This window comes from Aeromonas sp. 84A (assembly GCF_051919345.1).
In the GTDB taxonomy this organism is placed as follows: Bacteria; Pseudomonadota; Gammaproteobacteria; order Enterobacterales; family Aeromonadaceae; genus Aeromonas; species Aeromonas veronii.
Map to the genome: position 1 here is coordinate 2,615,690 of NZ_JBQBEW010000001.1, position 13,180 is coordinate 2,628,869.

Below are 13,180 nucleotides of genomic sequence, written 5' to 3' on the forward strand. Positions count from 1 at the left end.
GGTTTTGTCGGATAAAAAAAGAGCGCCCGCCGGCGCTCTTTCCATTCTATCAATAATCAGAACTTCATGTTGAACTGGGCAGAGGCCAGGAAGGCGTTGCCGTGGGAAGTTCCTTTCCAACGCAGGCTGTCGGAGTGGCTACGCAGACCTTCGTTGACGTCAACTTCTTTACCGTCCAGATAAGCCATACCAAAGTCAACGCTCATATCGGTGTTGATATGGTAGGTGGCACCGGCGCTGTACCAGATACGGTCTGAGTCGGGAATGCTCAGGCTGCGGTAGTCAGCTTCGATCGGGGTGTTGTCATAGGCAAAGCCCATGCGAGCTTCCCATGCCGGGTTGATATACCAGGTACCACCGATGGAGTAGCGAGTAGAATCTTTGAACTTCTCATCCTTTTGCAGACATACGCCGCCAGCACATTGGCTGCTGGTTGCTTTCAGCTCCTGGAAGGCGCTCCAGTCAGTCCAGTTTACAGAGTAATGAACAGCAAACTGCGGGCTCAGGCGATGGTAACCGGCGAACTCGGCTTGTGCAGGCAGATCCAGCTTCAGGTTGCCATCCACGGTGCGATTCAGTGAGCTTGCGCCTTGGAAATCACCGTCAAAGCTCATATCGACTTGTGAACGGTAGGTCAGTGCGAAGCGATGGTTTTCATTGACTTCATACAGGGTACCAACGTTCCAGCCAAAGCCCCAGGTGTCGCCTTTAAGGTGAGCCAGACGAGTATCTGTCGGCAGCGGGCCACCTTGGCTAGGTGGGTTCAGTGGGCCCAGCAGACCGGCATAGCGGTTGAGTTCGGCGGCACCGTAAACGGCGTTGATACCGGCACCGACACTGAAGTGTTCGTTGACACGATAGGCAATGTTCGGGTTGATATTGAAGGTCATCAACTCGGTATCGCCAGCACCGGCACCAGCCGGGAAGGTTTTGGAGTATTCGGTGGAGAGACCGTAGTTGGAGAAGATGCCAATACCCCAAGCCCACTGGTCATTCAGCGGCTGAATAAAGTAGGAGGCGGGAACGAAGGCTGCCGGAGCAATGCCACTTTCGCTGGCTGGCGCCATTTTGTTCGCGCCAGCGTAAACAGCACCATCCACATCGACATCCGGTTTGATGTAGGTGCCGGAGACAGAAACTGCCATCTTGTCGAAGGTGGTCATGGCGGCCGGGTTACGGGCCAGAACAGAGGCGTTGTCGGCGATAGCCGCTTCACCGGCATAGGCGCGACCCAGACCGGAGGCCGAGTGCTCGTTCAACTGGAATGCCGCGGCATGGACTTGACCGGTGGCCAGCGCGATGGTGGCGGCAATCAGGCTCTTTTTGAAAATTGTTGTCGTCATGGTGTTCTCTCTTGTAGGCAGATTTTTTTGCCGATATTGGCTGCACGTTCAATGCAAACCTCGACAAAATCCGTTTTTATTTCAGCTTCTTCCCAATCAATTCTGGCGTGATTCTATGGATCTGGTAGGAGGTAAGAAATCAGACCAGTGACAGCAGAATACATAAAAGTGATCGATGTGTTAATCATTTGTTTTAACTTGCTGTTTAATTCATCATTTTGAGGGTGTAAAGGTGGATTATTGACCTGGATTGCCGATCTCCGTCACAAAAATAATTTTGTCAATTTTTCGAAATCTTGAGGCAAATGAGTGACAAAGAGGAGTAATCAGGGGGAGAACAGGCAGCGGCTCGTGACCGCTGCCTGCAATTGAGGATGGTTCTGAGGTTGTTAACCGGCGATGTTAAATATCCCACTGCAGACGTGACTGCAGGGCGTTGGCAACGGGGGCAAGTGGCTCTTTCATCTCGCCAATCAGTACCATGTTGGCGCCTTTGAGCTGGACAATCTCCCCTTTGAGGGTGCCATCTTCAAAGGTGGCCTGTTGCAGGGTTAATGGCACATGTTTGGGCACTAAAAAGAGGGTGACAGGCCCCATCTTTCCCTGGATCACCATGTGCAAGGCTGGTCCTTGATAAAACGAGCAGTGATTGACATAGGTCACCTTGAGCCCATCCATCCCGCTTAAGGTGGCGCCATACTTCTCCATCTTGGCATTGATGTTATGCAGATTGACCTGCTCATCGACACCTTCAATAAAGGGTTCTTCGCCATAGACATGAGCCATCGCCACCTGTGCGAGGGAGAGGGCCGCAGGAGCCGTTTCTGGCAGCGTGATCCAGCGGGTGCTCATTCCCAGCAGGAAGGCGACCGATGCAGCTAGGGCGATCTGGCGCCAGGATGTCGATGTCCGGAGCTTGACTGGCGCCGTGCCAAGGGGACGGGATGGCGGCAAATCAACTGGCGCGTCACTGTCTTGCTGCATGGCTTGCCTGAGCAGGATCCGCTCGGCCAGTCCGGCTGGGACCTCTACCTGCATGGCGCGCTTGAGGGTTCTGTCGAACTGCTTCATCTCGTCGAGATAGTTCCGATTGGCCTGGCTGGCGTCAGCGGTTCTGAGAAAGTCCGGTTGTTGATCGTTTGGCTGGATCATGGCGTTGCGGCGAAATTCGAGTTCATCCATGTCCGTGTCCTCTTGCTTGGTTCTTCTGCTCCATCGCCTCCTTGATCTGGTTGCGGGCGCGAAACAGGCGGGTCATGACGGTGTTCTTGTTGAGGCCGAGCATCTCGGCAATCTCCTCACCACTGAATCCTCCCACGACTTGCAGCAGCAGTGGCTCCTGGTACTCCTCGGGTAACCGGGCGATGTGACGGTGCAACCACTCGTTCTCCATCTCCTGTTCGCTGTGCAGCGCATCGTGCTGGGGCTGAGGGTGATCGTCGAGATCCACCAGCTCCAGCTGTTTGCGTTCAAAGCGGCGGGCGTTCTCCCGTCTGAGGATGGTGATCAGCCACCCTTTGGCCGCCTTGTCATCCTGCAGGGTGTCGATAGCCTTCCAGGCACGCAGGAAGGTCTCTTGCACCAGATCTTCCGCTACGTTGGGATCCCGGGTCAGCCAGTAGGCATACCGGTAGAGATCGCCATGCAGCGCATGAACCAGTGCTTCAAATTTGGTTTGTTTGTCAGCCATGGGATCAGAGACCGGCGAAGTGGCCGGATCATTTCCACCAATATGCTGCTGAGCACGTTTTTTTCTAAAAAACAGCAGTGCCATAGGGCAATCCTTGTCAGGGGGCGTGGCGGCGTGAGCGGGAACTCCCGTGCGCCAGCAGGTAAATCAGGTACGCAATACCGGCCGTTTCATCAGCCCTGAGGGTACACGCCAGAGCGCGCCACTCGATGGGCGGGCCAGAAGAGGGCCGTGCAAAACAGGCTCGCTCGAGTGCGGCGAGCGCGTTGCCGAGCCGATTATGCCCAGCGTCGGGCAACTGGCCTAATTGATAATAGGAGACCTGCCAGCGCAAGGTCGCCCATCGGATCAGTGCCTTGCGACTGGCATCCGGCTGGTGTTGGGCAAGGGCACGTTGCAGTTGATAGAAGGCGCGCCAGCGGGGCCAGTGGCGCCATAGCGTACGCAGCGCCACGGCCAGCACGACCCACCAAAGGCTCTCTCGCAGTGCCATCTGCGATGTCTGCTGCTCAGGTTGCCGATTTGTCGTTGCCTGAAACGTCAGCGTGATGGCAGGCAGGCTGGCCTGCTCAATCCGGCCACTTTGGGTATTAAACCAGGGCAGATCAATGGGGGGCAGCTGATAGTCGCCGCTCTGCTCCGCAACCAGAGTCTGGCGCCACTGTCGCTCAAACAGCAGCTTGCCATCTCGGTAACGCTCCTGCTGTTGCTCGCCATCGGGATGTGCCTGTATGCCGCTTGGCAGTTGATGGGCCATCAGGGGGGCAAGCTGTATCTGGCCGCTGTCACCATTCTCCATGGTCAGGGTGAGGATCCGGATCAGCGGTTCACCCACTTCCCCCATGGTGGCCGGTTCAAGCCGCTGGCTCAGGGTCAGCCGGGTGGCCACCGGCGTGGCGGGGGCTTTGTCGACCCGAACCTCGAGTGGTGCCGCGCGGGCCGAGAGTTTTTGCGGCTTGCTCCCTTGCTGCGTGAGCTGCCCCTGCAAGCGGGGTGAGTCGAGGTACCAGAGTCCCGGCGCTTTTGCCTGAATAAGCCAGCTGCGGGTGAGCCGGCCGGGCAGACCTGCCTGAGCGGGGGCGATCCACTCGTCGCTACCGAGGCGACGGATGGTGAAGTGGGCAGAGCTGAGCTCGCTCAGGGCCGGGTTTTGCATACTGGTGGGCAGCCATAGTGTCAGCCGGTAGATCACCGGCTGGCCGGGATAGAGCGGGCCCTGATGATCAAGGCTGGCCTGCATCTCGAGGGTCGAGGGGGCTGCGGGTTGCGGCAGCGCCGCTGTTTTCACCTCTCTCAATGGCAGGGTGAGCGAGGGGGTGAACTCATTTCCCAGCTTGAGCGGGGCAATCACCACCTCTGTATTTGCGGGGGAATTGCTCTTGTGCAGCGGGATCTGCCAGCGAGTCAGTTGTTGTACCGGGGTCGTGACCCGGCTCATGGTCACTCTGCCCACTGCAAACTGGCGCAGTAGGGGGGTGATCTCCAGTTCGTTGCTCTGGCGCTCGCCATCCGCTTCGATGATCAGCAGCCAATCGCTGGGATCGGCCCCCGGCAGCAGCTCTGCCCGTGGGGGCAGGGCCCAGCAAAGTGGACTCGCGAGTGCGAGCAACAGCCCCCATCCTGCCCGCGTCACCAGGGCTCCTCCACCTTGATAAGGTCCCGGCGCAGCGCCTCTTTACGCAGTCGCTGTTCCAGCAGCAACACCGGGGGAGAGGGTGGCAGGGGCATTGCTGCTGCCTGCTGTTCAGCCGATGGCTTGGGCTGCTTGCTGTTGCTGGTATCGGGAGCAGCCGCCGCTGCGCCCTGTAACAGAGAGAGGTTATAGAGCGCATCTTCATGGCCGGGCTCCAGTGCCAGAGCGGCCAGATAGGCCTCTTTGGCTGCGGCAAACTCCCCCAGATGCAGCAGGGCATTGCCGCGGTTGTAGTGGGCGGTGGCGCTCGTCGCTTCCTGATAGGCTGCGATGGCTTGCCGGTAGGCACCAGCCCGATACCAGGCGTTGCCGCGCCAGACTGGATCGTTGAAGGTGCGGGCCGCCCGCTGAAAATCCCCCTCTTGATAAGCCTGCATCGCTTGCAGGTCTACCCTCACTGCTGCTTGCAGGTCTTGTGGCGCCAGCAGCTGTGCTCCCATCATCAGCGCCACCATCAACCGTGCGCCGACTCTGGCCAGCAAGGCGAGCGGTAACAAGGGGAGCAGCAACCAGGGGCCAAGATCCAGTGGCGCCGGGGTGAGGGCTGAGGTCGTGGCGGGGAGAGGGGCAAATCGGGGGACGTTGCTGCCAAGCCACTGCAGCTCACCGCCGAGGCGATTGGCCAGTGCGGCAATGGCCTGACTATCGGGGGCGGGCAACTGCGCGGGCATGCGGGTGGCAAACCCCAACTCATTGGCCGGAATGGCGGGCATGGGGGCCGGTTGACCGCTGTTGGCAAGCAGAATATCGAGGCGTGCCGACTGGGTGTCGCGGCAAAGAAGGCGTTGCTGGCAGGGCCACAGGGCGGCGATTTGGGTCATCTGATTCTGGGTGAGGTCGTCGGTGATCAACAGTAGACGGGCCTGCTCACCGGGGGCCAGCTGCTTCATGGCAAGTGCCACAGCCCGTGCCGGGTTGCTGCCCTGCAGCGGCATGATATCAGGGCGCAAGTCGGGCAGCAGCAGCGAAAGGGCCTGATGATCCCGGTGGGCGGCATGGCGAGGTAGGCATCGCCTGCGTAGAGGATCAGCGCAATGCGCTCGCCCTTGGCGTGGCTCAACAGCTGCTGCAACTGCCATCTGACCCGGGTTGCCCGATCCGGTTTGAGATCGGTGGCGGTCATCGAGCGTGACAAGTCGAGTAGCCAGATATCGAGCGGTGCTGCAGGCTGCTGTTGCAGCTCACCGCGCAGTGCCGGTCCACTCAGGGCCAAAATGACGGGCAGGGTTGCCAGCCAGAGCCAAGGACGTTGAGGACGGGATGCTGGCAGCAGATAAGCCTGCATCGCAGGTGCGAGCAGCGGGGACTGGCGACGACGGCGCCACCCTTGCCAGAGCCAGGGGATGAGTGCGATCAGCCACAGGGGGCGGAGCAAGATCAGCTCCATCTGCGCGCGCCTCGTGTCAGCCAGCTACGCACCATGCGAAACTCCAGCCTGCCGTGCCCTGATGGCAGAAGCAGCAAGCCACAAAGCAGTGCCAACGGCCAGGGGTAGAGCTCGATCACCGGCTGGTACTGGGCAATCGGCATGGGGGCAGGTTCAAGGGCATTGAGAGTCGCGTTGATGGCATCGAGATCGCTTTGGGTGCGTGCCCGAAAGTAACGACCCTGGCCTGTCTGGGCCAGCTCTTTCAGGAGCGGCTCGTCCAGTTCGCTGCTGGGATCGGCCTGACCGCTGCCCGCCTCATCGTAGGGTTGGATAAAGGTATCGGGATCGGCCCCGACCCCCAGCGTGTAGATCCGTATTCCCTGCGCTGCGGCGAGTTTGGCCTCCTGCTGCGGGTCGGCATTGCCTGCGGTATTTCGGCCATCAGTGACCAGCAGCAGGGCGGTGGGGCGACCAGGATCCCCATGCTGACGTGCCAGCTGGATCGCCTCGCCAAGGGCGGTGGTTCGGCCGACCAGATCAAAATCGAGCTCGTCGCTCAAGGTCAACAGTGCCGGGATCTCCTGAGTGAGGGGAGAGAGCAGGTAGGCGTGATCGGCAAAGACGATGAGGCCCACCCTGTCTCCGGCCCGTTTGGCGATCAGCGCCTTGATCTGCTGGCGCACCGCCGTCAGCCGCGCTTGCTGCTCGCCGTTATCGAGCATATCAGGGGTGCGCATGCTGTCTGACAGATCCACCGCCAGCAGCAGATCCCGACTCCCTTCATATTGAATAACCGGTTCTCCCCACCACTGGGGGCGGCAGAGGGCGAGGATAAGGGCGCACCAGAGCAGCATGGCGCGCCAGAGCGGTAATCCGGCCTGAGGACGCAGCAGCGCAAACCCGGGGTGAGCCAGATAGCCGCGGCGCAGGGGCGGCAAGCCGAATCGCACCAGTAAGGGCAGCACCAGCGCCAGCGCAAACCAGGGCCAGGCCAGGATCATGGATTCCTCCGCGCGGCTTTGCGTCCTAGGCGGGTGGAGAGCTGCAAAAAGAGGGTTTGACCCCAGCGGCGATAATGTTGCCGAAGCTGTTCGCTCTGCTCGCTGCTCGGCTTCTGACTGCCATAGAGCCAACTGCTCCAGTGAGAGGCGAACTGGCTAAAATCGCTGCCGCCGTGACGATCGACGAAGGCGAGCCACGCCTCTCCCTGAAGCTGGCGCGCCTCGGGCCAGCGTTGCAATGCTTCATGACGCAGGGCCTCCTGTATGCGTGCCACCAGCAGTGCCGGATCTCCCTCCAGCTGACGACACCAGTGGCGGTAACGTATCACCCTACGGGCAATCAGGACGATCAGCAGCAGCAATAACCCTGTGATCAATAGCCACAGTAGCGCCTGTATTCTGGGGTCCAGACTCTGCTCAATCAGATCAGGTCCCGGGTGGATATCCCGCATCAGGGCGGTCAGCGGCGGGGTAATGGCCTCGGAGGCGGGACTGGTGCTGTCGAGCTCGGCGGGCGAGATCATCCCTGATGACATAACCCCTCCTGCCACTGCTGTTGCAGCGTCTGGCTGTTATCGAGCAGATAGAGGCGCTGTACCAGCGGCAGCAACTGCTGCTTGCTGTGGACCAGTTGGTGCTCGGCGGCTTGCCGGTAGCGGCGGGAGAAACCGACATGAACCCCATCCAGCCAGCCCTGATAGTGCTGGCCTGGCCGATCGATGGCCACCGGTAGCTGGCCGCCTTGGGGAAGGGCTGCCTCGAGGGGATCGCGGATCTGCCAATAGTGAATATCGTGGCGCCGCGAGAGCAGCTGCAATTGCTGACAGAGCGCCGACTCGCAGGGTCTGTGGTCGGTGATGATCGTCAGCTTGGCACCGTGGGGCAGCTTCAGGCCGGACAAGGTGTCGCCCAGCGAATGGGATAGTGCGCGACGTGCCAGCCCTTGCTGATAGTGATGGCAGAGGGATTCGAGCAGGGGCAGCACGCTGCCGCGCTGGCTCTGGTGATGGGGGATAAGCCCGTGGCAGATCAGGGTGCTGTGCTGCTTCTCCCCTTGCCAGAGCAGGGCTGCTGCCAGCTCGCATCCCAGGCGCGCCTTGAGCTGTAGTGTGGAGCCGAAATACATGGCGGGAGAGAGATCGAGCAGCAGCCAGTGCGCCTGATCGAGCTCCTCGCTATAGAGGCGGGTATAGGGACGACCGAGGCGTGCGGTCACTCGCCAGTCGATATGGCGTACCTCGTCACCAGCCTGATAGGCGCGCAGCTCTCGAAACGTGAGTCCGGGAGCACGGCCCGGTTTGCCGCGTTCGCTGTTGCTTCTGCCCGCGTGAGGTGGCTTCCTGGCCTTGGCCCAGAGCCGGATATTGAGCAGCCGTGGCAGCAACAGGGCGATATCGGGATGCAGACCGGGTTCTAGGGGCATGGCACCTGATCCAACAGTTGGGCGATCAGGATATCGTTATCCAGATTGTCGGCCAGTGCCTGATAGCTGGGGATAAGGCGATGGCGCAGCACCGGATAGGCTTGCAGCTGAATATCTTCCGGTAGCACATAATCACGTCCGGCGAGCCAGGCGCGGGCGCGGGCGGAGCGAGCCAGCCCCAGCGTAGCCCGAGGGCTGGCCCCCACGGCAATCAATGGCTCAAGGGCAGGGCAAAGGCCGCTGCCCGGGCGGGTGGCGCAGACCAGCTCCACCAGATAGTGCTCCAGTCGGCTTTGCATGGTCACCGCCAGCACTTCGCTGCGCACACGCTGCAAGCTGGTCTGGCTCAGGGTCACCGGCGCCGCACCAAGCTGTTCACCGTTGGCGTTGAGCTGCAAGATGGCGAGCTCCATGGTGGGGCTCGGGTAATCCACCATCAGCTTGAGCAAAAAGCGGTCGAGCTGCGCCTCCGGCAGGGGATAGGTTCCCTCCTGCTCGATAGGGTTCTGGGTGGCGGCGACCATAAAGAGGGGGGGCAGCCGCCAGCTCTTTTTGCCCACGGTGATCTGGTGTTCGGCCATGGCTTCCAGCAGCGCCGATTGCACCTTGGCCGGCGCCCGGTTGATCTCGTCTGCCAGCACCAGATGGTTGAAGAGGGGGCCTGGCTGGAAAACAAAACTGGCATCCTGCGGGTGAAACACCTCGCTACCGGTGAGATCGGCAGGGAGCAGATCGGGGGTAAACTGGATACGGGCAAAGCGTCCCTCGACGGCGCCAGCGAGCGCCTTGACGGCGCGGGTTTTGGCCAGCCCGGGGGCCCCTTCGATTAACACATGTCCTTCACATAACAGGGCAATCAGGAGCCCTTCTATTAGCTCCTCCTGCCCCAGGATCTGACTGCCAAGATAGTCCCTAAGTGCTCTGAACTCGGCCGCTGCCATGCGATAAACCCGTTGTTTTTATGGAAGTTGATCTTTTTATACTCCAGTTGCTTCCCAAGGGCGAGCAAAGGGGCCTTGTCGTGCTTAATTTAGTTTCAATCAGCTGTATGAAACTTGTGATTGGATTGTTAAGATGTGGCGCAATGAGGTCAGACCTCTGCCTTTTAAACCAAGGAGCCAGGATGAAACAGCCATTGAAACTGACGACTCGCCAGGGCGAACGGATTGCCGTCGTGGCGGGGCTGCGTACCCCCTTTGCCAAGCAGGCCACCGCCTTTCATGGCGTGCCTGCAGTCGATCTCGGCAAACTGGTGGTGAGCGAGATGCTCGCCCGTACCGATCTCGATCCCAAGCTTATCGACCAGCTGGTGTTTGGCCAGGTGGTTCAGATGCCGGAAGCCCCCAACATTGCTCGCGAGATCGTGCTCGGTACCGGCATGAGCGTCAATACCGATGCCTACAGCGTCTCCCGCGCCTGCGCCACCAGTTTTCAGGCGGTGGCCAACGTCACCGAATCCATCATGGCCGGTACCGTAGACATCGCCATCGCTGGCGGTGCTGACTCCTCCTCCGTACTGCCTATCGGAGTGAGCAAGAAGCTGGCCCGCGCCCTGGTGGATCTCAACAAGGCGCGCAATCTGCAGCAGCGCTTCAATATTCTGCGGACATTGAGGGTCAAGGATCTGCTGCCTGTGCCGCCTGCGGTAGCGGAATATTCGACCGGTCTCTCCATGGGACAGACCGCCGAGCAGATGGCCAAGAGCCACCAGATCAGCCGCGAGGCGCAAGATGCGCTGGCTCACCGCTCCCACACTCTGGCCGCGCAGGCTTGGGCCGATGGCAAGCTCAGTGGCGAGGTGTTTACCGCTCATGTACCGCCTTACAGGTCACCGCTGGAGCGGGACAACAATATCCGTGAAAGCTCGGACTTGGCGAGTTACGCCAAGCTCAAGCCGGTTTTTGACCGGGTCCATGGCACAGTGACTGCGGCCAACGCCACGCCGCTGACCGATGGCGCCGCCGCAGTGTTGCTGATGCGCGAAGGTCGCGCGAAAGAGCTTGGCCTCGAACCGCTTGGTTATATCCGCAGCTTCGCCTTCTCGGCCATTGATGTGTGGCAGGACATGCTGATGGGGCCCTCCTATGCCACGCCGTTGGCGCTGGACAGAGCCGGTATCACGCTCGGTGATCTCACCCTGATCGACATGCACGAAGCCTTTGCCGCCCAGACCCTGGCCAACCTCAAGATGTTTGCCAGCCACGAGTTTGCCCGTGACAAGCTGGGCCGCGATCAGGCCATCGGCGAGGTGGACATGGAGAAGTTCAATGTCCTCGGTGGTTCGCTGGCCTATGGCCACCCCTTTGCCGCGACCGGTGCGCGGATGATCACCCAGACCCTGCACGAGCTGCGTCGTCGCGGTGGGGGATTGGGGCTCAACACCGCCTGTGCGGCGGGCGGATTGGGCGTGGCTATGGTGTTGGAGGTTGAATGATGAACGCTAAGACTTTTTCCCTGGATGTTCGCAAAGATGGCATCGGCATCCTCACCATGGATGTGCCGGGCGAGAGCATGAATACCCTCAAGGCCGCCTTTGTCGAGGAGATCCGCTCTGTACTGGACGAGGTAAAACGCAACAAGGATTTGATCGGGCTGGTGATCACCTCCGGCAAGAAGGACTCCTTCATCGCCGGCGCTGATATCACCATGCTGGCCGCTTGCACCAGTGCCAAGGATGCCGAGACCCTGTCGCGAGAAGGGCAGGAGATCTTTGCCGAGATCGAGGGGCTGACCATTCCGGTGATCGCCGCCATTCACGGCCCCTGCCTCGGAGGAGGGCTGGAGTTGGCGCTGGCCTGTCATGGTCGGGTGGTGACCGAGCACGGTAAAACCGTGCTGGGATTGCCGGAAGTGCAGCTCGGTCTGCTGCCGGGCTCTGGCGGTACCCAGCGTCTGCCGCGCCTTATCGGGGTGGCCAAGGCGCTGGATCTGATGCTGACCGGCAAGCAGGTTCGTGCTAAACAAGCCAAGAAATTGGGGCTGGTGGACGATGTGGTGCCGCCGTCAATCTTGCTGGATGCTGCCATCAAGCTGGCCAAGAAGGGCAAACCGCGCCATCAGTTGAAACGGGATCTGCAGGGCAAGGTGCTGGAGACCAACAAGCTGGGCCGCAAGGTGCTGTTCGATCAGGCCAGCAAGGGGGTGAAAGCCAAGACCCGTGGTAACTACCCGGCGCCGGAGCGGATCCTGGACGTTGTGCGCATCGGCGTGGAGGAGGGGATGAAGGCCGGTTTGGCCGCCGAATCCCGTCACTTTGGCGAGTTGGTGATGACGGCTGAGTCCGCCGCCCTGCGTTCCATCTTCTTTGCCACCACCGAGATGAAGAAAGAGGTCACCTATCAGGGAGCCGCGCCGCGCAAGGTGGCCCATGCCGCCGTGCTGGGTGGTGGTCTGATGGGGGGCGGTATTGCGTTCGTCACCGCTACCAAGGCGGGCGTGCCGGTGCGGATCAAGGATGTGGCAAGCGCCGGGATCGGCAATGCCATGCGCTACAGCTATGACATTCTGGCCAAGAAGCTCAAGCGCCGTCACATCCTGCGCAGCGAATTGGAAAAGCAGATGAGCCTGTTGACCGGTACCCTCGATTACTCCGGTTTCCACCGGGTCGACATGGTGGTGGAGGCGGTGTTTGAAGAGCTCGCGCTCAAACACCAGATGGTGAAGGACGTGGAGCGTGAGTGCGGTGAGTACACAGTGTTTGCCTCCAACACCTCTTCCTTGCCCATTAACCAGATTGCGGCAGAGGCGGCGCACCCGGAGCGAGTCGTGGGGCTGCACTACTTCAGCCCGGTGGACAAGATGCCGCTGGCGGAGATCATCCCCCACGCTGGTACCAGTGCCGAGACGGTCGCCACCACTCTGGCCTTTGCCCGTGCTCAGGGTAAAACGCCTATCGTGGTGAAGGACGAAGCCGGTTTCTACGTCAATCGCATCCTTGCCCCCTACATGAATGAAGCGGCGCGACTGGTGCTGGAAGGGGAGCCGGTGGAGGTGCTGGATAGCGCGCTGCTGGACTTTGGCTTCCCGGTTGGCCCCATCACCTTGCTGGACGAGGTGGGGATCGATGTGGGCGCCAAGATCTCCCCCATTCTCGAGAAAGAGCTGGGCGGCGAGCAGTTCCAGGCGCCCAAGGCGTTCGACAAGCTGCTGCAAAATGATCGCAAGGGACGCAAGAACGGCAAGGGCTTCTACCTCTATGGCAAGGCGGCACCGCGTAACAAGCTGACCGGCAAAGAGGGCAAGAAGACGGTGGACGAGAGCGTCTATGGCGTGCTCGGCATCAAGCCTTCTGCCAAGCTGGCCCGTCAGGAGATCGCCGAGCGCTGCGTGCTGCTGATGCTCAACGAAGCGGCGATGGCGCTGGATAGCGGTGTGGTGGCCTCGGCTCGTGATGGTGATATCGGTGCCATCTTCGGCATCGGTTTCCCGCCCTTCCTCGGCGGCCCGTTCCGTTATATGGACACGCTCGGGATCGATCATCTGGTTGGCCGTCTGGAGTATTACCAGAAGCGCCACGGTGACCGGTTTGCTCCCTGTGCCCGTCTCAAGGCGATGGCCGCAGAGCAGCAGACCTTCTACTGATAGCCGCTGCAGAGTGACCGCAAGGCAAAGAGGCCCGCACCCCATGCGGGCCTCTTTCTATGTTGTGGTTTGTTCCGGTT

10 protein-coding genes and 1 pseudogene are annotated in these 13,180 nt (G+C 60.6%); 2 read left to right on the forward strand and 9 right to left on the reverse strand.

The window, feature by feature from the left end:
• Positions 1-56: 56 nt before the first annotated feature.
• From ACTG20_RS11920 to ACTG20_RS11960, 9 genes and pseudogenes are all read right to left on the reverse strand, one after another.
• Positions 57-1,343: an outer membrane protein transport protein gene (locus ACTG20_RS11920; RefSeq protein WP_005360328.1), complete on the reverse strand. Its 1,287-nt coding sequence runs from the start codon at positions 1,341-1,343 to the stop codon at positions 57-59.
• 402 nt (positions 1,344-1,745) lie between these two features.
• Positions 1,746-2,525: a DUF3379 domain-containing protein gene (locus ACTG20_RS11925; RefSeq protein WP_194494805.1), complete on the reverse strand. Its 780-nt coding sequence runs from the start codon at positions 2,523-2,525 to the stop codon at positions 1,746-1,748.
• The gene (locus ACTG20_RS11930; RefSeq protein WP_005333245.1) at positions 2,518-3,117 is read right to left on the reverse strand and encodes a sigma-70 family RNA polymerase sigma factor; all 600 of its coding nucleotides are present in this window, start codon (positions 3,115-3,117) and stop codon (positions 2,518-2,520) included. Before ACTG20_RS11930 ends, ACTG20_RS11925 begins: the two co-directional genes overlap by 8 nt.
• A 13-nt stretch (positions 3,118-3,130) precedes the next feature.
• On the reverse strand, positions 3,131-4,642 hold the full coding sequence (locus ACTG20_RS11935; protein WP_194494820.1) for a BatD family protein: 1,512 nt from the start codon (positions 4,640-4,642) through the stop codon (positions 3,131-3,133).
• A gap of 20 nt (positions 4,643-4,662) precedes the next feature.
• Positions 4,663-6,113: pseudogene (locus tag ACTG20_RS11940) on the reverse strand (VWA domain-containing protein).
• Entirely contained in the window at positions 6,104-7,096 is a 993-nt protein-coding gene (locus tag ACTG20_RS11945) for a VWA domain-containing protein (RefSeq protein ID WP_194494803.1), read from the reverse strand. Before ACTG20_RS11945 ends, ACTG20_RS11940 begins: the two are co-directional and overlap by 10 nt.
• Positions 7,093-7,632, reverse strand: a complete 540-nt coding sequence (locus ACTG20_RS11950; protein ID WP_194494802.1) for a DUF4381 domain-containing protein — start codon at positions 7,630-7,632, stop codon at positions 7,093-7,095. Before ACTG20_RS11950 ends, ACTG20_RS11945 begins: the two co-directional genes overlap by 4 nt.
• Positions 7,617-8,519 carry a DUF58 domain-containing protein gene (locus tag ACTG20_RS11955; protein WP_194494801.1) on the reverse strand — a complete coding sequence of 301 codons (903 nt, stop codon included), beginning with the start codon at positions 8,517-8,519 and terminating at the stop codon, positions 7,617-7,619. The genes ACTG20_RS11950 and ACTG20_RS11955 overlap by 16 nt, the downstream gene beginning before the upstream one ends.
• Entirely contained in the window at positions 8,510-9,460 is a 951-nt protein-coding gene (locus ACTG20_RS11960) for an AAA family ATPase (RefSeq protein ID WP_194494800.1), read from the reverse strand. The genes ACTG20_RS11955 and ACTG20_RS11960 overlap by 10 nt, the downstream gene beginning before the upstream one ends.
• Before the next feature lie 182 nt (positions 9,461-9,642).
• Between ACTG20_RS11960 and fadI the strand changes: the two genes are divergently transcribed.
• Together fadI and fadJ are read left to right on the forward strand one after the other, a co-directional pair.
• Entirely contained in the window at positions 9,643-10,953 is a 1,311-nt protein-coding gene (fadI, locus tag ACTG20_RS11965) for an acetyl-CoA C-acyltransferase FadI (protein WP_194494799.1), read from the forward strand.
• Positions 10,953-13,100, forward strand: a complete 2,148-nt coding sequence (gene fadJ / locus ACTG20_RS11970) for a fatty acid oxidation complex subunit alpha FadJ (RefSeq protein ID WP_194494819.1) — start codon at positions 10,953-10,955, stop codon at positions 13,098-13,100. The genes fadI and fadJ overlap by 1 nt, the downstream gene beginning before the upstream one ends.
• Positions 13,101-13,180 lie beyond the last annotated feature (80 nt).

Coding starts and splice junctions, on each gene's coding strand:
- ACTG20_RS11920 (WP_005360328.1), bottom strand. CDS start 1,343: ATGACGACAACAATTTTCAAAAAGAGCCTGATTGCCGCCACCATCGCG.
- ACTG20_RS11925 (WP_194494805.1), bottom strand. CDS start 2,525: ATGGATGAACTCGAATTTCGCCGCAACGCCATGATCCAGCCAAACGAT.
- ACTG20_RS11930 (WP_005333245.1), bottom strand. CDS start 3,117: ATGGCACTGCTGTTTTTTAGAAAAAAACGTGCTCAGCAGCATATTGGT.
- ACTG20_RS11945 (WP_194494803.1), bottom strand. CDS start 7,096: ATGATCCTGGCCTGGCCCTGGTTTGCGCTGGCGCTGGTGCTGCCCTTA.
- ACTG20_RS11950 (WP_194494802.1), bottom strand. CDS start 7,632: ATGTCATCAGGGATGATCTCGCCCGCCGAGCTCGACAGCACCAGTCCC.
- ACTG20_RS11955 (WP_194494801.1), bottom strand. CDS start 8,519: ATGCCCCTAGAACCCGGTCTGCATCCCGATATCGCCCTGTTGCTGCCA.
- ACTG20_RS11960 (WP_194494800.1), bottom strand. CDS start 9,460: ATGGCAGCGGCCGAGTTCAGAGCACTTAGGGACTATCTTGGCAGTCAG.
- fadI (WP_194494799.1), top strand. CDS start 9,643: ATGAAACAGCCATTGAAACTGACGACTCGCCAGGGCGAACGGATTGCC.
- fadJ (WP_194494819.1), top strand. CDS start 10,953: ATGAACGCTAAGACTTTTTCCCTGGATGTTCGCAAAGATGGCATCGGC.